Below are 21,615 nucleotides of genomic sequence, written 5' to 3'. Positions count from 1 at the left end.
ATCAGGAGCCGCACGCGATGCCCGCACCGTCCGAGCGCAAGGCCGTCCTCATCACCGGCGCGAGCCGCGGCATCGGCCGCGCGACCGCCGTGCTCGCGGCCGGGCGCGGCTGGGACGTCGGCATCAACTACGCGCGCGACGCGGCGGCCGCCGAACTGACCGCGCAAGCCGTTCGCGACGCCGGCGCCCGCGCATGCGTCGTCGCCGGCGACGTCGCGAACGAAGCGGACGTCATCGCGATGTTCGATACGGTCGCGACCGCGTTCGGTCGCCTCGACGCGCTCGTCAACAATGCGGGGATCGTCGCGCCGTCGCTGCCGCTCGCCGACATGCCGGTCGAACGGCTGCGGCGGATGTTCGACACCAACGTGCTCGGCGCCTACCTGTGCGCGCGCGAAGCCGCGCGCCGGCTGTCCACCGATCGCGGCGGGCGCGGCGGCGCGATCGTCAACGTGTCGTCGATCGCGTCCCGGCTCGGCTCGCCGAACGAGTACGTCGACTACGCGGGCTCGAAGGGCGCGGTCGATTCGCTGACGATCGGCCTCGCGAAGGAACTCGGCCCGCACGGCGTACGCGTCAACGCGGTGCGCCCCGGCCTGATCGAGACGGAAATCCACGCGAGCGGCGGCCAGCCGGGCCGCGCGGCACGCCTCGGCGCGCAGACGCCGCTCGGCCGCGCCGGCGAAGCGCAGGAGATCGCGGAAGCGATCGTCTGGCTGCTCGGCGACGCGGCGTCTTACACGACGGGCGCCCTGCTCGACGTCGGCGGCGGCCGGTAATCCCGCCCCAAAAGGCGGAAAAACGGCCGACCGGGGCCGTCCGTGGTCACGACACCACAAATCTCCACAATATCGCGGCTGTTTCAGTAAACATCCGTAACGGTTCCGTGTTCTACTAGCGCCAAGCCAAAAACGGCCGGTCATCCGGCTGTCATTTCGCCTCGATGCGACCCTTATTGGTCCCGGCCCATGTCGCCGGACCGGCTTGACCCGACCGAGATCTTTTCCATGCCAGGAACCGCAGCGCCCGGCCGGCGACGCACGGCCGTGCCCGCTTCGGCCGCGCACGCACGCTCAGCCGCCGATCCCAACCTCAGCGCGACACTCGATGGCGCCGGCACGCCTGCCGTGGCCGGCGCCGCCGCACCGAACGCCACCCGCGATCGCGTCCTCCGGCTCGGCTGGCGCGTCTGGCTGCTGGTTGCCGCGCTGGTGTGCGCGTATACGCTGCCGGGGGTGCTCGGCCACGATCCGTGGAAGCAGGACGAAACCTATACGTTCGGCATCATCCAGCACATGCTCGAGACGGGCGACTTCGTCGTGCCGACCAGCGCCGGCCAGCCGTTCATGGAAAAGCCGCCGCTCTACGCATGGGTCGCGACGAGCCTCGCGTGGCTGCTGCAGCGGGTAATGCCGCTGCACGACGCGGCACGGCTCGCGAGCGCGCTGTTCGCGGCGCTCGCGTTCGGCTTCATCGCTCGCGCGGCCCGCAGTGCCGGCCGGGCCGACAGCTGGCTCGACCTGCGCGTGATCGGCCCCGTCGTGCTGAGCGCGGGCACGCTCGTCGTGATCAAGCACGTGCACGACATGATGACGGACGTCGCGCTGTTCGCCGGCACCGCAATGGGCTTCTGCGGCCTGCTCGAGCTCGTGATGCGGCACGTCGCGCAGGCGCGGCAGATGCGGCACGGGCTGCCGGTGCGGCCGTCCGGCCGCTGGGCCGCGCCGCTCTTCGGCGCGGGCGTCGGCATCGCGCTGATGGCGAAGGGGCTGTTCGTGCCGCTCGTGTTCGCGGCCACGCTCACGGGCGCGCTGGTGCTCTACCCCGCCTGCCGTACGCGCGCGTTCGCACGCTCGCTCGGCGTCGCCGCGCTGGTGTTCGCACCGTTCGCGCTCATCTGGCCAACCGCGCTGTTCCTGCGTTCCGAGACGCTGTTCATGACGTGGTTCTGGGACAACAACGTCGGCCGCTTCTTCGGTTTCTCGGTGCCGGAACTCGGCGCGGAAAACGACAAGCCGTTCTTCATCCTGCGTGCGTTCCTGCTGCTCGGCTTCCCGGTCGCGCCGCTCGCGATCGCCGCGCTGGCGCGAGGCGCATGGCGCGACTGGCGCACGCCGCGCATCGCGCTGCCCGTGCTGTTCGCCGGGATCGGCCTCGCGGTGCTGCAAGTGTCCGCGACCTCGCGCCAGCTCTACATCCTGCCGTTCTTCGCGCCGCTCGCGCTGGTCGCCGCGCAGGCGATCGACCGCCTGCCGCGCGGGCTGCACCTCGCATGGGACTACCTGAGCCGCCTGCTGTTCGGCACCGTCGTCGCGCTCGCGTGGATGATCTGGGCGGTCATGGCCGATCCCGGTGCATCGCGTGCGAACCTCGCGGTACTCGGCCGCTGGCTGCCGCTCGACTGGACCATGCCGATCGTGCCCGGGCTCGTGATCGGTGCGCTCGCGCTGACGGTCGGCTGGCTGTCGCTGCTGCCGAAGCTGCGCACGACCGGCCTGTGGCGCGGCGCGCTGTCGTGGGGCGCCGGCGCGCTGGTCGCGTGGGGTCTCGTTTATACGCTGCTGCTGCCGTGGCTCGACGTCGCGAAGAGCTACCGGTCGGTGTTCGACGACCTGAACGCGCATCTCGCGCTCGAGTGGAGCGACGGCGACTGCATGGCGAGCCTGCACGGGCTCGGCGAATCGGAAGCGCCGATGATGTACTACTTCTCCGGTATCCAGCACACGCCGATCGACGACGCGAAGACGACGCGCTGCACGTGGATGATCGTCCAGGGCGTGCGGGCCGTCGATCCGGCACCGGGCAGCGAATGGAAACTGTTCTGGACCGGCGCCCGCCCGGGCGACGACGAGGAGCTGCTGCGCGTCTACGTGCGCACGCCCGAAGCGCACGAAACGAAGTAATGCAAGGCGGCGCCGCAAAACGGCGCCGTCGTCATGTCCGGAAGACCAGCGCAAGCGGCGCGCGAGCGCGGCTTCATGCCCGCCATCCCGCCCCCCCGCCCGTCAAAACGACGAGCCGGGCTCGCGCAGGAATGCCGCCTCCGCATCGGTCGATGCACGGCCGAGAATCGCGTTCCGGTGCGGAAAACGGCCGAAACGCCCGATCACGGCCGCATGACGCAACGCGAAGTCGTGATAGCTCGCACACCCGGCCTCGCCGCGAATGCCAGCGCACAGGCGCACGGCCTCGCGCTGGCTCGCGTCCGACTCGTCATGTTCGAACGGCAGGTACGCAAACGCGCGGTGATGGCCGCTCGGCAACTGCGCGTCCCACCCGGCCGCGACGACGCGCCGCGCGAGCGCCAGCGCTCTCGGATCGGCGGCGAACGCGCGCGGCGTGCCGCGGTGAATGTTGCGCGAGAACTGGTCGAGGACCACGATCAGCGCGAGCGCGCCGAGCGGCGTGTCGGCCCAGTGATCGCACGCGCCGTCGCACGCGGCGTCGAGCAACGCACCGTAGCGCGTACGAAGCACGTCGTCGAACGCCGCGCCGCCGTTGAACCACACCTTGCGCGCATGGCCGAACGCCGCCGAATCCGGTTCGCCGAACCAGAAATCGAGAATCTCGCGCGCTTGCGGATCGAGCGCCGCGGCGCTGTCCGTCAGGTTGTCGATCGTCATGCAAACTCCAGCACGAGGCGCCGTGTCCGCGCACTCTTCTTTTCAAGTCTGGCGACCCGCAGGTCGCCGATTTCCGACGTATTGCGCACATGCGTGCCGCCGCACGGCTGCAGATCGACACCTTCGATGCGCAGCAGCCGTACGCGGCCCAGCCCCAGCGGCGGCTTCACGCTCATCGTGCGCACGAGTTCGGGGCGCTCGGCCATCTCCGCGTCGGTGATCCATTCGGTCGTGACCGCATGCGCGCCGTGGACCAGTTCCGCGAGACGGCGCTCGACGTCGACGCGGTCGATCGTGTCCGACGTCGCGAAATCGAGCCGCACGTAGTCGGCCGTCACGCTGCAGCCGTCGACCGGGTAAGGCAGCACCGCGCACATCAGGTGGGCGGCCGTATGCAATCGCATGCGCCGGTAGCGGCGCAGCCAGTCGATGTCCGCGACCACGCGCGCGCCGGGTGCGAGCGCCGCGACGCGCGCTTCCTGGCCCGCCTCGGGCACGTGCACGGCATCGTCGGGCGTTGCGCCTTCGAACTTCGCCTTGCGCGTGTCGACGATCGCGATCGTGCTGCCGTCGGGCAGCGTCAGCGTGCCGCTGTCGCCGGCCTGCCCGCCGCCGAGCGGATAGAACACGGTGCGGTCGAGCCGGATGCCGTCTTCGCCGACGGCCGCGACGACGGCCTCGCACTGCGTCAGATAGGCATCGTCGCGAAACAGGGCCTGGGTCATCATCGGGCGAACCTCGTATCGATGGGGAAACGACCAGTGTCGCGCCGCACCGCGCCGGCCGCCCAGACGCAGTTCGCCCAGCGTCCGGACAGCGGCGTACCGGTCGATCAACCGGGCCGGTTGCGCATCCAGTCGGCCGTGTCGTAGAACGAATGCATGAGCCGTTCGCGCAGCGGCTCGGGCAACCCGACGTCCTCCATCGCCCACGCCATGCAGCGCAGCCACTGATCGCGCTCGACCGACGCGATCGGGAACGGCAGGTGCCGGGCGCGCAGCCGCGGATGGCCGAACCGGCTGATGTAGTGATCGGGGCCGCCGAGCCAGCCGCACAGGAACCAGAACAGCTTGTCGCGCGAGCCGTCGAGCGACGCCGGATGCAGCGCGCGAATCTCCGCGAACTCGGGCTCGAGGTCCATCAGGTCGTAAAAACGGTCCACCATCTCGCGCACGCGGGCTTCGCCGCCCACGAGCTCGAACGCCGTCGGCTGCGACGGCGCTTCATCATTCACATCGGTCATACGGATAATCGGAAACGGGATAGTCGGGGCCGCCGGCGACGCTCAAGCGTCGCGCAGCGACTGCAGCGCCGGGCGCCGCAACACATTATGCAGGCTCAGCCAGCCGGCCGCACCGGCGCACGCGACGCCGGCCGCGATGCCGGCCGGCACGAGCCACGGATCGACGGCGAGCCGGAACTCGAACACGCGCGACGCGAGCACCCAGCCGACCGCGATCGCCCCCGCCGCAGCCAGTGCGCCGGCCAGCGCGCCGACGACGATGAATTCCGCGCGCTGCACCGCATTGACCTGCGCGCGCGACGCGCCGAGCGCGCGCAGCAGCGCGGCCTCGCGCACGCGCTCGTCGCGCGAGCCGGCCAGCGCCGTGTACAGCACCAGCACGCCCGCCGCGAGCGTGAACGCAAACAGGAACTGCACCGCGCCGACCACCTGCAGCATCATCCGTTGCAGCTGCGCGAGGATCGGCGCGATGTCGATCGCGGTCAGGTTCGGGTAGCGCGCGATCAGCGGATCGAGCAGCGCCGCCTGCTCGGCCGGCTGGTGGAAGCTCGTCAGGTAGACGGCCGGGAAATCCTTCAGCACCGGAGGCGGCATCAGCACGAAGAAGTTGACGCGGAACGTGCCCCAGTCGAGCTTGCGCACGCTGGTGATCGGCGCATCGACCGTCAGCCCCGTCACGTCGAAGCGCAGCGTGTCGCCAGGCTTCACGTTCAGCGTCTGCGCCAGCCCGGCCTCGATCGAGATCTGCGGGCTGGCCGAATTGCCGAACCAGTCGCCTGCGACGATCCGGTTGTCGGGCGGCAGCTCGGTCGTATACGACAGGTTGAACTCGCGATCGACGAGCCGGCGCGCCTCGTCGGACGGATACGCTTGCGGGTTCACCGGCTTGCCGTTGATCGCGACGAGCCGGCCGCGCACCGTCGGCGCGGGCACCGCATCGCGCACGCCGTGCGCGGCGAGCCACGCCGCGACGTCGTCGCGCTGGTCGGGCTGGATGTCGATCAGGAACTGGTTCGGTGCATCGGGCGGCATCGACTGCCGCCAACCGGCGACGAGATCGTTGCGCGTGATCGCGATCAGCAGCAGGCACATCAGGCCCAGCGCGAGCGCGGTGATCTGCAGCGCGCTCGCCGTGCCGCGCCGGTGCAGCGACGCGAGCGCATAGCGCCAGCCGATGCCCGCCGCCACGCGCGCATCGCGCACCGCGCGCGCCGCCGCGTACAGCACGAGCCGCGCGATCAGCGAGAACCCGACCAGGGCACCGGCGAACCCGCCCGTGACGATCAGCCCGAGCTTCAGGTTGCCCGCCGCGACGATCAGCAGCCCCGCGAACAGCACGACGCCGAGCGCATACGCGGCCCACGCGGTGCGCGACGCGTCGCCCCAGTCGCGCCGCAGCACGCGCACCGGCGGCACGCGCGTGAGCGGCGCGAGCGGCGGCAACGCGAAGCCGAGCAGCAGCACGAGCGCGGTGCCGATGCCGACGAGCGCGGGCCACAGCGTCGGCGGCGGCAGCGCGACGTCGATCAGGCCGCCGAGCGCCGCCAGGAGCGCCCAGTGGCCGCCGTAGCCGAGCGCCGCGCCGGCGACACCCGAGACGATGCCGAGGCCGGCGAATTCGAGCGCGAACAGCGCGCCGAGCGTGCGCCGGCTCACGCCGAGGCAGCGCATCGTCGCGCAGCCGTCCAGATGGCGCCGCATGTAGCGCTGGGCGGCCATCGCGATCGCGACCGCCGCGAGCAATGCGGTCAGGAGCGCGACGAGCGTCAGGAAATGGCGCGCACGATCGAGCGTCTGGCGCACTTGCGGCTGGCCTTCCTGCAGCGATTCGAGACCGACGCCGCGCAGCTTGCCGCCGTCGACGCGCCCGTGCGCATAGGCCTCGAAGCGCGCGACGGCCGCCGGGTCGCCGGCGACCAGCAGCCGGTACGTGACGCGGCTGCCGTAGCCGGTGAGCCCGGTCGCGGCAAGCTCGTCCGCGCGCATCATCAGCCGCGGCGAGAAATTGACGAACGAGAAGCCGCGATCGAGTTCGCGGGAGATCGACGCGGCGACCGTGAACGTGCGCAACCCGACACGCACGGTATCCCCGACCTTCAGATCCAATGCATCGAGCAGCGCGGGATCGGCCCACACGGTGCCGGGCGCGGGAATCGCGGCCGCCTTGTGCGCGGCGGCGGCGCCGGCCGGCACGATCTCGACCGCGCCGCGCAGCGGATAGCCGGGCGACACGGCCTTCACGGCCGCGAGGCGCGCGGGCGCCGCGTCGCTCGCCTGCCGGCCGGCGGCCGACGCGATCATGCTCGGGAAGATCGCGGTCGTCGCGGTGCGCAGGCCGAGTGCGCGCGCCTCGCGATCGAACGACGGATCGACGGGATGGTCGGCACGCACGACGAAATCGGCGCCGAGCATCTGGCGCGCGTCGCGCTCAAGCCCCTGGCGCAACCGGTCGGCGAGGAAACCGACGCTCGTCAGCGCGGCGACCGCGAGCACCAGCGCGAGCACCAGCAGCGTCAGTTCGCCGGCACGCCAGTCGCGTGCGGTCATCCGTGCGGCCTGGCGGATCAGGTCGTGCCAGCCGAAGCGGCCGGCATGGCCGGGCCGCCCGGCCGGCGAAGGGTCAGGACGCTGCCGCTCGGCGGTTGACGGCGCCTTCAATCGCGCTTGCCCCCGATCGAGTTGAGCCGCGACACCATGTGGTTCGCCATCCCGCGGAAGCCGCCCGACACGCCGCGCCACAGACGCGGCAGCGCCCAGGCCGATGCCGCGATGAACGCCGCGAGCAGCACGAGGAACGCAAGCGGAACGAAGAACGCGAGTGCGAGGCCGCCGAACACGAGGCCGTCTTCGGTGGACGATGCGACCCAGTTCGAGATCGGCTCGGGAGACAGGTTGATCAGCGCGCGCGTGCCGGCCTTCGCGACGTGCGCGGCACCGGCGAGCGAGCCGCCGGCCAGCCCGGCGACCGCGAGCACGGTCGGGTCGGCATGGCCGAGCGCACCGGCGGCCAGCACCGCGCCGGCCGGAATGCGGATGAAGGTGTGGACCGCGTCCCACAGCGAATCGAACGCGGGAATCTTGTCGGCAAGGAATTCGGTGACGGCGAGCACGGCGGCGGCGCCGATGACCCACGGCGACGTCAGGACCGCCAGCGTGTCGGGCAGATGGAGCCAGCCGACCCGCGCGAGCACGCCGGCGATCAGCACCGTCAGGTAAAGGCGCAGCCCGCTCGCCCACGCGAGCCCCGCGCCGAGCGAAATGGCTTCGATCATGGCCCTCTCCTTGCACTTTTCGTGCGCTTTGCCGATTGATCGGATCGAGTCGGTATGACCGGCCGCGCGGCGCGTGGCAACCGGTGCCGCCTGCCGGGAACGGCGCAGCGGCATTCAGGCCCGAATGCGTTCCATTATAGACAGGCTGGCAGGCGGGCCGCCGCAATTCCGCAGTGCGTCACGGCCGGGGGCGGGCGCCGGCCGGCGCGGCGGCGTCACGCAGCCGACGACAGCTTCAGGCCGATCAGCCCGAGCACGATCAGCGACGCGCTCGCGACGCGGGCGGCGGTGAGCGCCTCGCCCATCATCACGATCCCGAACACGAACGCGCCGACCGCGCCGATGCCCGTCCATACCGCATACGCGGTGCCGAGCGGCAACTGGCGCATCGCGACCGCGAGCAGCCCGAAGCTGGCGAGCGCCGCCACGATCGTCACCACCGACGGTCCGAGCTTCGTGAAACCCTCGGACGATTTCATGCCGGCCGCCCAGGCCACTTCCAGCAAACCGGCGATCAACAACCATACCCACGCCATCTCGACGTACTCCGGATCGGATGGGGCCGTCCCCGTTGAAGCGAATGGCCCGGGGTCGTCCCCGGGCGGCGCCGAGTATAACAAGACGCTTACGGGCATGCCGGATGCGCCGGCCGGGGGCGAACGGGGGGATCGCTGCGACGCATGGCCCGCGCGCCGCCGCCCGGCCGCGCCCGGTCTCAGTTCGACACGCGTTTGGCGCCGCCGCCGCCCACGCAGCGGTCGTCGCGGTACAGCGCCCATTCGTCGCACACCCGGCCGTCCTTGAACACGCACATGCCGACCTGCCCGCTCGACAGGTTGCGGATCACGTGGCGGCCGCCGAGCTTCGCGCAGTTGACCGACGCGGGATTGGCGAGCGCCTGTTGCGGCGCCGAAGGCTGCTGCCCGGGCGGCAGCGGCTGGGCAAACGCGCCGGGCGCAGCGAGCGCCAGCGCACAGATGACGACCAGACGGACGGACATTGCACGCTCCTCGATTTCGTTCGCGGAACGGTCAGCATAGCGGGGAATCCGTGGCCGGTGTGCGCGGCCGGCGCATGCGGCGGCAATGTCGCGCCGATGCAACTTCACCGGCGTGCGGCCTTGCATTCCGGCCGCTTCGCGCGGCACGCCGCGGACGTCACGCAGCGCCGACGAGCCGGTAGCCGACTCCCGTTTCGGTGACGATATGCTCGGGCTGCGCGGGATCGCGCTCGAGCTTCTGGCGCAGGTGCGCCATGTAGATGCGCAGATAGTGATGGCTCTCGACGTGCGACGGCCCCCACACGTCGCGCAGCAGCTGGCGATGCGTGAGCACGCGCCCCGCGTGCCGCACGAGCGTCGCGAGCAGCCGGTACTCGAGCGGCGTCAGGTGCACGATCTCGCCGTCGCGCCACACTTGGCGCAGCGCGAGATCGACGCTCACCGTGCCGAAGCTCACCTTCGGCGACTCGTTCGCGCCGCCCTGGTTGCGCCGGCGCAGTTGCGCGCGGATCCGCGCGCGCAGCTCGGACACGCCGAACGGCTTGGTCAGGTAGTCGTCGGCGCCGGCATCGAGCGCGGCGACCTTCTCCTCTTCCTGGGTGCGCGCGGACAGCACGATCACCGGCACCTCGGACCAGCCGCGCAGCTCGCGGATCACGTCGAGGCCGTCGGTGTCGGGCAGGCCGAGGTCGACGATCACGAGATCGGGCTTGCGGGTCGCCGCGTCGATCAATCCCTGCTTGCCCGTCTCCGCCTCGAACACGGCGATGTCCTCCTCTTCGAGCGCGGCGCGCACGAAGCGGCGGATCTGTTTTTCGTCCTCGATCAGGACGACGGTCAGGCTCGGTTCACTCATGGTCTGGCAATGGCTCGGAGGGAGACGACGCGCCGGGCACGTCGATTTCGTCGTCGGGTACGGCAGGCACGGCCGGCGGCGTGTCGACCGGCAGCGTGAACCAGAAGCGCGCGCCCGTCACGCGGCCGTCGGGCGCGATACGGTTGAGCGCGCCGATTCTACCGCCATGCGCCTCGACGATCGCGCGGCAGATCGCGAGGCCGAGCCCGATGCCCGGCGTCGCCGATTCCTTCTCGCCGCGCGTGAACTTGTCGAAGATCCGCGTTTCCATCCCGGCCGGCAGGCCCGGGCCGTGATCGTCGACGTGCACGCGCACGAAGGGCTGGCCGTCGTCGGTCACGCGTTCGGCGCCGATGTCGATCGGCGCGTCGGCCGGTGTGTATTTCGCCGCGTTCTCGAACAGGTTGGTGAACAGCCGCTCCATCAGCACCGCGTCCATCTGCAGGAGCGGCAGGTCGGCCGGCAGCGACACGCGCGCCGGATGCCGCGCGAGCACGCGCTTGCACGCGGCGAGCGCGGCGCCGACGGTTTCCTCGAGCAGCGACCACTGGCGCTTGAGCTGCAGGCTGCCGGCCTGCAGCCGCGCCATGTCGAGCAGGTTGGTGACGATGCCCGTCATCCGCAGCGCCTCGTCGTGGATCGCGTCGACCAGCTCGCCCTCGCGCTGCGCGAAGCGTTCGGCCGCCGCGGCGTCGCCGTCCTGCGCGGCCGCGCGACCGTTCGCGAGCATCGACGAAAAGCCGACGATCGTCGTGAGCGGCGTGCGCAGGTCATGCGAGATCGCCGACAGCAGCGAGTTGCGCAGCCGCTCGGATTCCATGTTGACGAGCGCGTCGCGCGCGATCTCGACGTAGTGCACGCGTTCGAGCGCAAGCGCGATCTGCGCGGCGAACGCGTCGAGCATCCGCTGCTGCTCGGGCACCTCGAGTTCGCGCGGCTCGCGCGACGCGACCGCGAGCACGCCGCGCGTGCGCATCGGCGCCTTCAGCGGCAGGTACAGCGCGGCGGCGGCGGGCAGCGTGTCGGTGCCGCGGCCGGCCGGCTTCTGCTGGTCGTACACCCACTGGCCGACGTCGCTGTCGAGATCCGCGCCCGTCAGCGTGACGGCCGCGTCGGGTTCCTCGATCTTCTGCCGCACCTGGTCCGCGCTGTCGGGCAGCAGGAACGCGACGCGCGCGCGGAACACCTCGCCCACGTGGCGGCTGCCGATCTCGACGATCTGCTCGGTCGTCAGCGCCGCGCCGAGCTCGCGCGCCATCGCGTAGATCGCGCCGGTGCGGCGCTCGCGGCGCTGCGCGATGCTCGCCTGGCGCGTCAGCGTCGACGTCAGGTGGCTGATCACGAGCGACGTCAGCAGCATCCCGAAGAAGGTCAGCAGGTACTGCGTGTCGCTGACCGAGAACGACATGCGCGGCGGCACGAAGAAGAAATCGAACGCGGCGACCGACAAGAACGACTGCAGCACGCCCGGGCCGCGCCCGAGCCGCACGGCCGAGAACACGACGCCGAGCAGGTACAGCATCACGAGGTTCGTGAGGTCGAGCCGCTCGGACACGACGCTCGCGACACCGGTGATCGCCGCGCAGATCGCGGCGGCGTACAGGTAGTGGCGCGGCGGCGAACGCCGCAACCCGAATTGCGCGAACGCGTCGCGCCAGTCGCGTGCGCGCGCGTCGAGCGGCGCCGCGCGCACCTCGTCGCTCGCCGACGCGCGGATCAGCATCAGGTCGACGTCGCCCGCGCGTTCGGCGAGCTGTTCGCCGAACGGCCGCGCGAAGCGGCGCGCGAGCCCGACCTTCGGCGAGCCGCCCGCGACGAGCTTCGACACGTTGCGCACCTTCGCATAGCCGATCAGCGCGGCAACCGCGTCGTCGCCCGCGAGCGTGGCCGTCTCCGCGCCGAGCTCGGCCGCGAGTTTCAACGCGTCGAGCGTGCGCTGCCGCCGCGCATCGGGCAGCCGCTGCAGCCGCGGCGTCTCGACGTACACGGCGATCCAGTCGGCCTTCAGGCTCGCCGCGAGCCGCGCGGCCGCGCGCACGAGCGTCGGCGCCTCGGGGCCCGGCCCGACGCACACGAGCAGCCGCTCGCGCGCCTGCCAGATGCGCTGGATCGAACGGTCGGCGCGGTACTCGCGCATCTGCGCGTCGACGCGATCGGCCGTGCGCCGCAGCGCCAGCTCGCGCAGCGCGATCAGGTTGCCCTTGCGGAAGAAGTTGCGCACCGCGCGCTCGGCCTGCTGCGCGAGATAGACCTTGCCGTCGCGCATCCGCTCGAGCAGCTCCTCGGCCGGCAGGTCGACCAGCGTGACTTCGTCGGCCGCGTCGAACACGCGGTCGGGCACGGTCTCCCACACGCGGATGCCGGTAATCGCGCCGACCACGTCGTTCAGGCTTTCGAGATGCTGGACGTTGACCGTCGTATAGACGTCGATGCCCGCGTCGAGCAGTTCGTAGACGTCCTGCCAGCGCTTCAGGTGCCGTGCGCCCTGCACGTTCGAATGCGCGAGTTCGTCGACGAGGATCAGCTGCGGCGCGCGCGCGAGCGCGCCGTCGAGATCGAATTCGGCGAGCGTGCGGCCGCGATACTCGATGCGCGCGAGCGGCAGCACGTCGAGGCCGTCGAGCAGTGCGGCGGTTTCGCCGCGGCCGTGGGTCTCGACGATGCCGACGACGACGTCGACGCCGTCCTGCAGCCGCTGGCGCGCGGCCTGCAGCATCGCATAGGTCTTGCCGACGCCGGCGGACGCGCCGAAGAAGATCTTCAGCTGGCCGCGCCGCTGCTTTTCTTCGTCGCGCTGCAGCTTGTCGAGGAGTTGGTCGGGATCGGGGCGGTTCATGCGTCAGGAAGGCGAAACGCGGGATGGCGAACGAGTACTGTCATTGTGGTTCCAAATCGCCGCAAAAGGCAAAGACGGCGCATGCGCCGTCGGACAAGCGCGTGCGGCGCGGATCGGGCCGCGCCGCACGCCGGTTGCCGCGCCGGGAGCCCGGCCGCGCGTTCAGTGCGCGGCCTGCGCCGCGTCGAGCGCGAGGTTCAGCTTCAGCACGTTCACGCGCGCCTCGCCGAGCACGCCGAACTGGCGGCCCGCCGTGTTCGCGGCGACGAGCTGCGCGACCGCGTCGGCCGTCAGGTTGCGCGCCTTCGCGACGCGCTCGACCTGGTACGCGGCGGCGGCCGGCGTGATCTCCGGATCGAGGCCGCTCGCCGACGCCGTCACGAGGTCGACCGGCACGGGCTTCGACATGTCGGTGCCGGCGTCGCGCAGCGCGGCGATGCGCGCCTTCACCTGGTCGGCGAGCGACGGGTTCAGCGGGCCGAGGTTCGAGCCGCCGGAGCCGGTCGCGTTGTACGGCATCGGCGACGTGGCCGACAGGCGGCCCCAGAAATACTTCGGCGCGTCGAACTGCTGGCCGATCAGCGCGGAGCCGACCGCGCGGCCGCCCTGCTCGATCAGGCTGCCGTTCGCCTGCGACGGAAACACGGCCTGGCCGAACACGGTCATCACGGCCGGATAGGCGAGCCCCGTCACGGCGGTCAGGACGACAAAGATCACGACGAGCGGGCGAATCAACGTTTTCATGAGGGTTCCTTCAAATGCGGCGCATCAGGCCCAGCCGAGCGCGGCGAGCGTCATGTCGATCAGCTTGATGAACGGGAACGGCAGCAGCACGCCGCCGAGACCGTACACCAGCAGGTTGCGGCGCAGCAGCGACGCGGCGCCGAGCGGCCGGTAGGTGACGCCCTTCAGCGCGAGCGGGATCAGCGCGACGATGATCAGCGCGTTGAAGATCACCGCGGACAGGATCGCGGAGGCCGGCGACGTCAAATGCATGATGTCGAGCACGCGCAGTTGCGGGTACGTCGTCACGAACGCGGCCGGGATGATCGCGAAGTACTTCGCGATGTCGTTCGCGATCGAGAACGTCGTCAGCGACCCGCGCGTCATCAGCATCTGCTTGCCGATTTCGACGATCTCGATCAGCTTCGTCGGGTTCGAATCGAGGTCGACCATGTTGCCGGCTTCCTTCGCCGCCTGCGTGCCGGTGTTCATCGCCACCGCCACGTCGGCCTGCGCGAGCGCCGGCGCGTCGTTGGTGCCGTCGCCCGTCATCGCGACGAGGCGCCCCGCCGCCTGGTGCTCGCGGATCGTCGCGAGCTTGGTTTCCGGCGTCGCTTCCGCGAGGAAGTCGTCGACGCCCGCTTCCGCCGCGATCGCCGCGGCCGTCAGCCGGTTGTCGCCCGTCACCATCACGGTCTTGATGCCCATCTTGCGCAGTTCCGCGAAGCGCTCCTTGATACCGCCCTTCACGATGTCCTTCAGCTCGATCACGCCGAGCACGCGCGCCACGCCGTCGTGCAGGTCGGCCACGACGAGCGGCGTGCTGCCGCGGCGCGCGACGTCGTCGACCGCGCGGCGCACTTCATCCGGGAAGCGGCTGCCGTGCGTCTCGACGTAGCGGCGGATCGCATCGGCCGCACCCTTGCGGATCTCGCGACCCGGGAGATCGACGCCGCTCATCCGCGTCTGCGCGGAGAAGCCGAGGAAGGTCGCATGCAGCTGCGCCATGTCGCGCTGGCGGATGTTGAAGCGTTCCTTCGCGAGCACGACGATGCTGCGGCCTTCCGGCGTCTCGTCGGCGAGCGACGACAGCTGCGCGGCATCGGCCAGCGCCTCCTCGCTCACGCCCGGCGCGGGCACGAACATCGACGCCTGGCGGTTGCCGAGCGTGATCGTGCCGGTCTTGTCGAGCAGCAGCACGTCGACGTCGCCGGCCGCTTCCACCGCGCGGCCCGACGTCGCGATCACGTTCGCCTGCATCATCCGGCTCATCCCGGCCACGCCGATCGCCGACAGCAGCCCGCCGATCGTCGTCGGGATCAGGCACACCAGCAGCGCGACGAGCGCGGTGATCGTCACCACGTGGCCGGCCTTCATCGCGTCGACCGAGAACATCGAGAACGGCAGCAGCGTCGCGGTCGCGAGCAGCATCACGATCGTCAGCGCGACGAGCAGGATCGTCAGCGCGACCTCGTTCGGCGTCTTCTTGCGCTTCGCGCCCTCGACCATCGCGATCATCCGGTCGAGGAACGCCTCGCCGGGGTTCGCGGTGACCGTCACGACGATCCAGTCGGACAGCACGCGCGTGCCGCCGGTCACCGACGAGAAGTCGCCGCCCGATTCGCGGATCACCGGCGCGGATTCGCCGGTGATCGCCGATTCGTCGACCGACGCGACGCCGTCGACGACTTCGCCGTCGGCCGGGATCACGTCGCCGGCCTCGACCAGCACGACGTCGCCTTTACGCAAGTCCGACGCGGTCGTGATGCGGATCGGCGACTTCGGATGCGGCTCGTTGAGCTTCTTCGCCATCACGTCCTTCTTCGCGCTGCGCAGCGACGCGGCCTGCGCCTTCGAGCGCCCTTCGGCGAGCGCTTCGGCGAAGTTCGCGAACAGCACGGTGAACCACAGCCACAGCGCGATCGCGAGGATGAAGCCCGCCGGCGCCTCGGCCTGGCCGGCGAGCGCCGCGATCCACAGGATCGTGGTCAGGATGCTGCCGACGTACACGCAGAACATCACCGGGTTGCGGAACTGCGTGCGCGGCGTGAGTTTCTTGAACGAATCCACGATCGCCGGGCGCAGCAGCGCCGGATCGAACATGGACCGTGTTGCGGAATGTTGAGTCATTGCGATCTCTTCAATCTCTTCAGTCTTTGCAAGGTGTCGCCATGCGCTCGTGCGTCATGCGCCCAGCCACATCATCAGATGCTCGACGCCCGGGCCGAGCGCGAGCGCCGGCACGTAGGTCAGCGCGCCCACCAGCATCACGGTGCCGAGCAGCAGCACGACGAACAGCGGGCCGTGGGTCGGCAGCGTGCCGCTCGTCACCGCGATGCGCTTCTTCGCGGCGAGCGAGCCGGCGATCGCCAGCACCGGCACGATCGTGCCGAAGCGGCCGAACCACATCGCGATCGCGGTCATCCAGTTGTAGAACGGCGTGCCGACCGTCAGGCCCGCGAACGCGCTGCCGTTGTTGTTCGCGGCCGAGCTGAACGCGTACAGGATTTCCGAGAAGCCGTGCGGGCCCGGGTTCGCGATGCCGGCACGGCCCGCGTCGGCCAGCACCGCGATCGACGTGCCGACCAAGACGAGCAGCGGCGTGAGCAGCACGACGATCGACACCATCTTCATCTCGTACGACTCGATCTTCTTGCCGACGTATTCCGGCGTGCGGCCGATCATCAGGCCCGCGACGAACACCGCGAGCAGCGCGAACACCAGCATCCCGTAGAGACCGGACCCGACACCGCCGTAGATCACCTCGCCGAGCTGCATCAGCAGCATCGGCACGAGACCGCCGAGCGGCGTCAGCGAATCGTGCATCGTGTCGACCGCGCCGCACGACGCGGCCGTCGTCGCGACCGTGAAGATGCCGGTCTGCGCAATGCCGAAGCGCGTTTCCTTGCCTTCCATGTTGCCGCCCGGCTGCAGCGCGCTCGTCGACTGGTCGACGTGCAGCGCGGCGAGCGCCGGGTTGCCGGCCTGCTCGGCGCTCACCTCGACGCCGATCGCGACCGCAAACGCGACCGTCATCGCCGCGAGCACCGCGATGCCCTGCCGGCGGTCGCCGATCATCCGGCCGAACACGAGGCACAGCGCCGCTGGAATGATCAGGATCGCGAAGATCTGAACGAAGTTGGCGAACGGCGTCGGGTTCTCGTACGGATGCGCGGAGTTCGCGTTGAAGAAGCCGCCACCGTTGGTGCCGAGCATCTTGATCGCTTCCTGCGACGCGACCGGGCCCATCGCGAGTGTCTGCTTCGTCAGCTGCGTCGGCACCGTGACCGCGTTACCCTTGTCGTCCTTCACCGGGTTGCCCTGCGCGTCGAGCTTCGGCGCAGCATAGGTGCTCGTCTGCAGCACCGGCACGTCCTGGTAGGACTTCATGTTCTGGATCACGCCCTGGCTCATCAACAGCGCGGCGACGAGCGCCGCCATCGGCACGAGCACGTACAGCGTCACGCGCGTGAGGTCGACCCAGAAGTTGCCGATCGTCTGCGCGGTGTGACGCGCAAAGCCGCGGATCAGCGCGATCACGACGACGATGCCGGTCGCGGCCGACAGGAAGTTCTGCACCGTCAGGCCGAGCATCTGCGTCAGGTAGCTGACGGTCTGCTCGGGCGTGTAGTCCTGCCAGTTCGTGTTGGTGACGAAGCTGACGGCCGTGTTGAATGCGCCGTCAGTCGTCATCGCGCCGAACTGCTGCGGATTGCCGGGAAGGAAACCCTGCAGGCGCAGCAGGCCGTAGAGAAACAGCGCGCCGAGCGCGTTGAATGCGATCGTGGCGACCGCGTAGCGCTTCCAGGTCATCTCGGTGCCGGCGTCGACGCCGGCGATGCGGTACAGCACGCGCTCGAGCGGTCCGAACACGCGCACGACGCGCGAGCTGCCGTCCATCACGGCCGTCAGGTAGCGCGCGACCGGCACGGCCGCCGCAAGCAGCACGACGATGAACAGCAGCGTCTGCAACAGGTTGTTCGCGTTCATTCGATGTCCTCCGCGCGCAGCAGCGCAAAGACGAGATACGCGAACAGCAGGGCCGTCGAGGCACCCGCCAGCCAAAGCATCCAGGTCATGCGCGCCCCCCGCGGCCGTATTGCGCGAGCGTCTCGCAACCGGCAAGCAAACCGAGGATCAGCGCTGTGAACAGCACCAGTGCGCCGATGAAAACCCCATCCATTTTTGTGTTCTCCGTCGTCGAAATCGGACGACTAGAACCTTATGGGAACGCGCGTAAAGGACGGGTCAAAGGTCATCGGGCCGGCATAAAAAACGCGTAAACGCGTGCGGCGGCGGACGGCGGGGGACGGCGGGCGGAACAGCGGCGGGACAGCGGGCGGAACAGCGGACCGAACGTCGGTCGAGACAAAGACTGGACCGACGGCGACCGTCGCCGCCCGCCAGGGTGCGCGCCGGCGTGGTGCCGGCGCGAAGGGATACGTCAGGGAATTAGGATCGTCGAGCCGGTCGTCTTGCGCGACTCGAGGTCGGCATGCGCGCGGCCGACTTCCGCGAGCGGATAGCGCTGGTTGATGCTCGTCTTCACCTTGCCCGACAGGATCACGTCGAACAGCTCGGCGGCCGCGGCTTCGAGATCGGCGCGCTTCGCGATGTACGAGAACAGCGTCGGCCGCGTGAAGAACAGCGAACCGCGCGACGAGAGCTCCTTCGAGTCGATCGGCGGCAGCGGGCCCGACGCGTTGCCGAAGCTGACGAACAGCCCGAGCGGCGCGAGGCAGTCGAGCGAACCGATGTAGGTGTCCTTGCCGATCGAATCGTAGACGACCGGCACGAGCGCATCGTTCGTGATCGCCCTCACGCGCTGCGTGAAATTCTCGCGCGTGTAGACGATCGGGTGGTCGCAGCCGTGCGCTTTCGCGAGTTCGGCCTTCTCGTCGGAGCCGACCGTGCCGATCACCGTTGCGCCGAGCGCCTTCGCCCACTGGCAGACCAGCAGGCCGACGCCGCCCGCCGCGGCATGGATCAGGATCGTGTCGCCGGCCTTGACCGGATACGTGCGGCGCAGCAGGTAGTGTGCGGTCAGGCCCTGCAGCATCACCGACGCCGCTGCGTCGTAGCTGATGCCGTCCGGCAGCTTGACGAGGCGGTCGGCGGGCAGCACGCGCTCCTGCGCGTACGCGCCGGGCGACGACCACACATAGGCGACGCGGTCGCCGGGCTTGAACGCGGTCACGTCATCGCCGACCGCCGTCACCTCGCCGGCCGCCTCCATCCCGAGCCCGGCGGGCAACGGCTGCGGATAGAGGCCGGTGCGGAAATACACGTCGATATAGTTGAGCCCGACCGCATGCTGCTTGACGCGGACCTGGCCCGCCTGCGGCTCGCTGACCTCGACGTCGACCCACTTCATCACGTCCGGGCCGCCTGCCTGGTCGTATCGGATTGCTTTCGGCATCGTTTCGCTCCTCGCTTGTCTGGAAATTCGGTTCGGCAAATACGTCGCTGCCCCCGAATGGCGAGGCGGGCAGACGCGGGACACTGCGCGTGATTTTCGCGCGTCGCGCGCGCTCGTGCTGCACGCCGCGGCAATCCCTTCACGACCGTAGGGTCTTCGCGAAAGACGATCGGCACGTGACGTGCATTCCGGCGGATGGTGCGCCATCCGATCCGTCGCGACCTTGCGCTCGTCTCGGTGCGGCGCGTGCCCCACGTGTAACATTTCGCCACGTTCAAGGAATCATCTTCGGGTCGGACGAATGGCTGTCCATTCAGCGATGGCAAAGCGTCGCCACCCATTGCACCGTGCGGTCCCCCGCGAAATCATGCGGTCCATGGAGATTCCCGGGACGGTGAGCGTGCTATTTTGCTTTGCGCCGAATTCACGAACCCCATGCCATGAACGCCCTTTTCATCCGCCATGCATTTGTTTTCGCATCGTTGTCGGCAGGTATCGGCATCGTGAACGGAGCCGCGCTCCCACGCGTCGACGGTGCGCGGCTGCTCAACGGCATCAGCCGTACGGACAACAATCCGTACGCCGACGCCGAGCGCCACGTCATGACCGGTTATCTGGCCGGCGTGGCCGACATGACCGAAGGCAAGGACTGGTGCGACAACGGGCGCCTCAAATCCGGAGAGATCGATTCGGAAGTGATCGGCGGTCTTCGAAAACTGCCGAACGATGCGCTGCGCACAAACGCAGCAGGCCTGATCACCCGCATCCTGCAGCAGAAATATCCGTGCCGTTGATCGGGGACGATCTGCTTGAAACCACACTTCTCATTACTGAACAGCCACTATCCGGACAACAGGACGGTATCCAGGGAAGCGCTATACGAGGAGCTCGGCTGGCAAGACCTGGTCGCCAATCCGGCGTATGCAAATACGTGCGCCATTCGGATCAGCCTGGCACTCGTCAAGAGCGGAATGACATTGCGCGGCGGCCTCGTCATTCAGAAGGGGCCGCACCGTGGACGGCGAATTGAAGCCGGCCAGGCGAGGCTGGCCAACATGCTGGCGGAGCCGGCCTATTTCGGCAAGGCTGAAGTGTTCCGGCGAGACGATGCGACGACCGGCATTGCCGCCAGAAAGGGCGTCGTGGCCTTCTGGAACATCCCCGGATACATGAACGGCCGCGGCGGACACATCGACCTGATCGATGGCGCCCGCGCCCTCTGCAGTTCGGATTGCTACTGGGCTGCATCAACCGTGTGGTTCTGGTCGTTACGATGAGCGACCGGCCGCGATCTCGGGCATCGCAATCCGCGCCTGTTTCGGCGCTATCAACGCTCACCGCCATCCGTCACATGTCATCCACACGACAGATGGCGGCAAGCACGCACACTCACGCGTGCCGAACGCCTAGCAAACGTCCTGCATGTTGCGCGCCAGATCGTCGAGCAACATCCGCGCGGTCGCGACATTCGTCGCGACCGGCACGTCGTGCACGTCGCATGCGCGCACCAGCGCGGTGATGTCCGGGTCGTGCGGCTGCGCGGTCATCGGGTCGCGCAGGAACACGACGATGTCGACGCGGCCTTCGGCCAGCTCAGCACCGATCTGCAGGTCGCCGCCTTGCGGCCCCGACAGCTTGCGCTCGACCTCGAGCCCGTGCGCGGCGGCGATGCGGCCGCCCGTCGTGCCCGTCGCGACCAGCCGGCATTGCGCGAGCGTCGCGCGGTACTGGCCCGCGAGCGCGACGATCTCGTCCTTCTTCGCGTCGTGCGCAATCAGTGCGATGCGGGGTTTGCTCATCTCCGTTTCCTTCGTGGGTCGATTGTTGTCGTATGTGTGAACGGCGGTGCGCGCGTCAGAACGTGCCCGGATACGCGCCGCCGTCGAGCAGCCAGTTCTGCCCGGTGATATAGCCGGCATGCACGCTGCAGAGGAACGCACACGCCGCGCCGAATTCGGCGCGCGTGCCGAGGCGCCCGGCCGGGATTTCCTTCGCGCGCCGCGCGCGCATCTCGTCGACGCTCACGCCCTGCGCCTTCGCCGACGCGGCGAGCGTCGTCGCGATCCGGTCGGTGTCGAACAGCCCGGGCAGCAGGTTGTTGATCGTCACGCCCTGCCCCGCGACCTTGCGCGACAGCCCCGCGACGAAGCCGGTCAACCCCGAGCGCGCGCCGTTCGACAGCGCGAGCACGTCGATCGGCGCCTTCACGGCCGAGCTCGTGATGTTGACGATCCGGCCGAAGCCGCGGCCGATCATCCCGTCGACGGTCGCGCGGATCAGCTCGATCGGCGTCAGCATGTTCGACTCGAGCGCGCGGATCCAGTCGTCGTGCGAGAAATCGCGGAAATCGCCGGGCGGCGGCCCGCCGGCATTCGTCACGAGAATGTCCGGCTGCGGGCACGCGGCGAGCGCGGCCGCGCGGCCGTCGGGCGTCGTGATGTCGCAGGCGACGGCGGTGATCGACACGTTCGACCCGGCGCGGATCTCCTCCGCGGTTTCCTCCAGCGTGTCGCGCGTGCGCGCGACGATCACGAGGTTCACGCCCTCGGCGGCCAGCGCTTCCGCGCAGCCGCGCCCGAGCCCCTTGCTCGCCGCGCACACGAGCGCGGTCTTTCCTGCGATGCCGAGATCCATCGTCGATTC

Annotated in this window: 20 protein-coding genes; 4 read left to right on the top strand and 16 right to left on the bottom strand. The window is 69.7% G+C overall.

Translation table 11 applies throughout. The annotated features are described in order from the left end of the window. Nucleotides 1-17: 17 nt before the first annotated feature. Nucleotides 18-779, top strand: coding sequence for an SDR family oxidoreductase (locus tag DIE17_RS19305; RefSeq protein WP_124522480.1), 762 nt, complete (start codon nt 18-20; stop codon nt 777-779). Between the two features lie 228 nt (nt 780-1,007). Continuing rightward, a complete protein-coding gene (locus DIE17_RS19300) occupies nt 1,008-2,903 on the top strand; it encodes a glycosyl transferase (RefSeq protein WP_124487220.1) in 1,896 nt (631 codons plus the stop codon). Between the two features lie 102 nt (nt 2,904-3,005). Here DIE17_RS19300 and DIE17_RS19295 read toward each other — a convergent pair whose 3' ends face one another. From DIE17_RS19295 to DIE17_RS19230, 14 genes are all read right to left on the bottom strand, one after another. Then, nucleotides 3,006-3,623 (bottom strand): DUF924 family protein, encoded by a 618-nt coding sequence (locus tag DIE17_RS19295; RefSeq protein ID WP_044844684.1) that lies wholly within the window; start codon nt 3,621-3,623, stop codon nt 3,006-3,008. Beyond that, a complete protein-coding gene (locus tag DIE17_RS19290) occupies nt 3,620-4,351 on the bottom strand; it encodes an alanyl-tRNA editing protein (RefSeq protein WP_124487219.1) in 732 nt (243 codons plus the stop codon). Before DIE17_RS19290 ends, DIE17_RS19295 begins: the two co-directional genes overlap by 4 nt. A gap of 104 nt (nt 4,352-4,455) precedes the next feature. Next, nucleotides 4,456-4,866, bottom strand: a complete 411-nt coding sequence (locus tag DIE17_RS19285) for a group II truncated hemoglobin (protein WP_044844686.1) — start codon at nt 4,864-4,866, stop codon at nt 4,456-4,458. A gap of 42 nt (nt 4,867-4,908) precedes the next feature. Continuing rightward, the gene (locus DIE17_RS19280) at nt 4,909-7,413 is read right to left on the bottom strand and encodes an ABC transporter permease (protein WP_124522504.1); all 2,505 of its coding nucleotides are present in this window, start codon (nt 7,411-7,413) and stop codon (nt 4,909-4,911) included. A gap of 107 nt (nt 7,414-7,520) precedes the next feature. Beyond that, entirely contained in the window at nt 7,521-8,138 is a 618-nt protein-coding gene (locus DIE17_RS19275; protein ID WP_040144699.1) for a DUF4126 domain-containing protein, read from the bottom strand. A gap of 215 nt (nt 8,139-8,353) precedes the next feature. Then, the gene (gene sugE / locus DIE17_RS19270; RefSeq protein WP_044844689.1) at nt 8,354-8,674 is read right to left on the bottom strand and encodes a quaternary ammonium compound efflux SMR transporter SugE; all 321 of its coding nucleotides are present in this window, start codon (nt 8,672-8,674) and stop codon (nt 8,354-8,356) included. A 179-nt stretch (nt 8,675-8,853) separates the two neighbouring features. Continuing rightward, the gene (locus tag DIE17_RS19265; protein WP_124522478.1) at nt 8,854-9,138 is read right to left on the bottom strand and encodes a DUF333 domain-containing protein; all 285 of its coding nucleotides are present in this window, start codon (nt 9,136-9,138) and stop codon (nt 8,854-8,856) included. A gap of 157 nt (nt 9,139-9,295) precedes the next feature. Continuing rightward, nucleotides 9,296-9,994: a two-component system response regulator KdpE gene (gene kdpE, locus DIE17_RS19260; protein WP_040127870.1), complete on the bottom strand. Its 699-nt coding sequence runs from the start codon at nt 9,992-9,994 to the stop codon at nt 9,296-9,298. Then, nucleotides 9,987-12,830 carry a sensor histidine kinase gene (locus DIE17_RS19255; RefSeq protein WP_124522476.1) on the bottom strand — a complete coding sequence of 948 codons (2,844 nt, stop codon included), beginning with the start codon at nt 12,828-12,830 and terminating at the stop codon, nt 9,987-9,989. The genes kdpE and DIE17_RS19255 overlap by 8 nt, the downstream gene beginning before the upstream one ends. Nucleotides 12,831-12,992: 162 nt before the next feature. After that, complete coding sequence (gene kdpC, locus DIE17_RS19250; protein ID WP_124522474.1) at nt 12,993-13,574, bottom strand: potassium-transporting ATPase subunit KdpC; 582 nt, start codon at nt 13,572-13,574, stop codon at nt 12,993-12,995. 24 nt (nt 13,575-13,598) lie between these two features. Next, nucleotides 13,599-15,683: a potassium-transporting ATPase subunit KdpB gene (gene kdpB, locus DIE17_RS19245; RefSeq protein ID WP_124522472.1), complete on the bottom strand. Its 2,085-nt coding sequence runs from the start codon at nt 15,681-15,683 to the stop codon at nt 13,599-13,601. Between the two features lie 54 nt (nt 15,684-15,737). Then, the gene (gene kdpA / locus DIE17_RS19240; RefSeq protein ID WP_124522471.1) at nt 15,738-17,543 is read right to left on the bottom strand and encodes a potassium-transporting ATPase subunit KdpA; all 1,806 of its coding nucleotides are present in this window, start codon (nt 17,541-17,543) and stop codon (nt 15,738-15,740) included. Beyond that, a complete protein-coding gene (gene kdpF / locus DIE17_RS19235; RefSeq protein ID WP_006752209.1) occupies nt 17,540-17,632 on the bottom strand; it encodes a K(+)-transporting ATPase subunit F in 93 nt (30 codons plus the stop codon). The genes kdpA and kdpF overlap by 4 nt, the downstream gene beginning before the upstream one ends. Nucleotides 17,633-17,997: 365 nt before the next feature. Next, complete coding sequence (locus DIE17_RS19230; protein ID WP_124487215.1) at nt 17,998-18,972, bottom strand: quinone oxidoreductase family protein; 975 nt, start codon at nt 18,970-18,972, stop codon at nt 17,998-18,000. 440 nt (nt 18,973-19,412) lie between these two features. Here DIE17_RS19230 and DIE17_RS19225 point away from each other — a divergent pair, with 440 nt between their 5' ends. Together DIE17_RS19225 and DIE17_RS19220 are read left to right on the top strand one after the other, a co-directional pair. Further along, nucleotides 19,413-19,766, top strand: coding sequence for a Rap1a/Tai family immunity protein (locus DIE17_RS19225; RefSeq protein WP_124487214.1), 354 nt, complete (start codon nt 19,413-19,415; stop codon nt 19,764-19,766). A 15-nt stretch (nt 19,767-19,781) separates the two neighbouring features. Further along, nucleotides 19,782-20,249 (top strand): T6SS effector amidase Tae4 family protein, encoded by a 468-nt coding sequence (locus DIE17_RS19220; RefSeq protein ID WP_044844697.1) that lies wholly within the window; start codon nt 19,782-19,784, stop codon nt 20,247-20,249. 129 nt (nt 20,250-20,378) lie between these two features. Here DIE17_RS19220 and DIE17_RS19215 read toward each other — a convergent pair whose 3' ends face one another. Next, nucleotides 20,379-20,771: a methylglyoxal synthase gene (locus tag DIE17_RS19215; RefSeq protein ID WP_044844698.1), complete on the bottom strand. Its 393-nt coding sequence runs from the start codon at nt 20,769-20,771 to the stop codon at nt 20,379-20,381. A 55-nt stretch (nt 20,772-20,826) separates the two neighbouring features. After that, nucleotides 20,827-21,606 (bottom strand): SDR family oxidoreductase, encoded by a 780-nt coding sequence (locus DIE17_RS19210; RefSeq protein ID WP_044844699.1) that lies wholly within the window; start codon nt 21,604-21,606, stop codon nt 20,827-20,829. Nucleotides 21,607-21,615 lie beyond the last annotated feature (9 nt).

It is taken from the genome of Burkholderia sp. Bp9099, from assembly GCF_003857805.1.
Taxonomy (GTDB): Bacteria; Pseudomonadota; Gammaproteobacteria; order Burkholderiales; family Burkholderiaceae; genus Burkholderia.
This window is presented reverse-complemented; position numbering and strand designations above follow the sequence as displayed.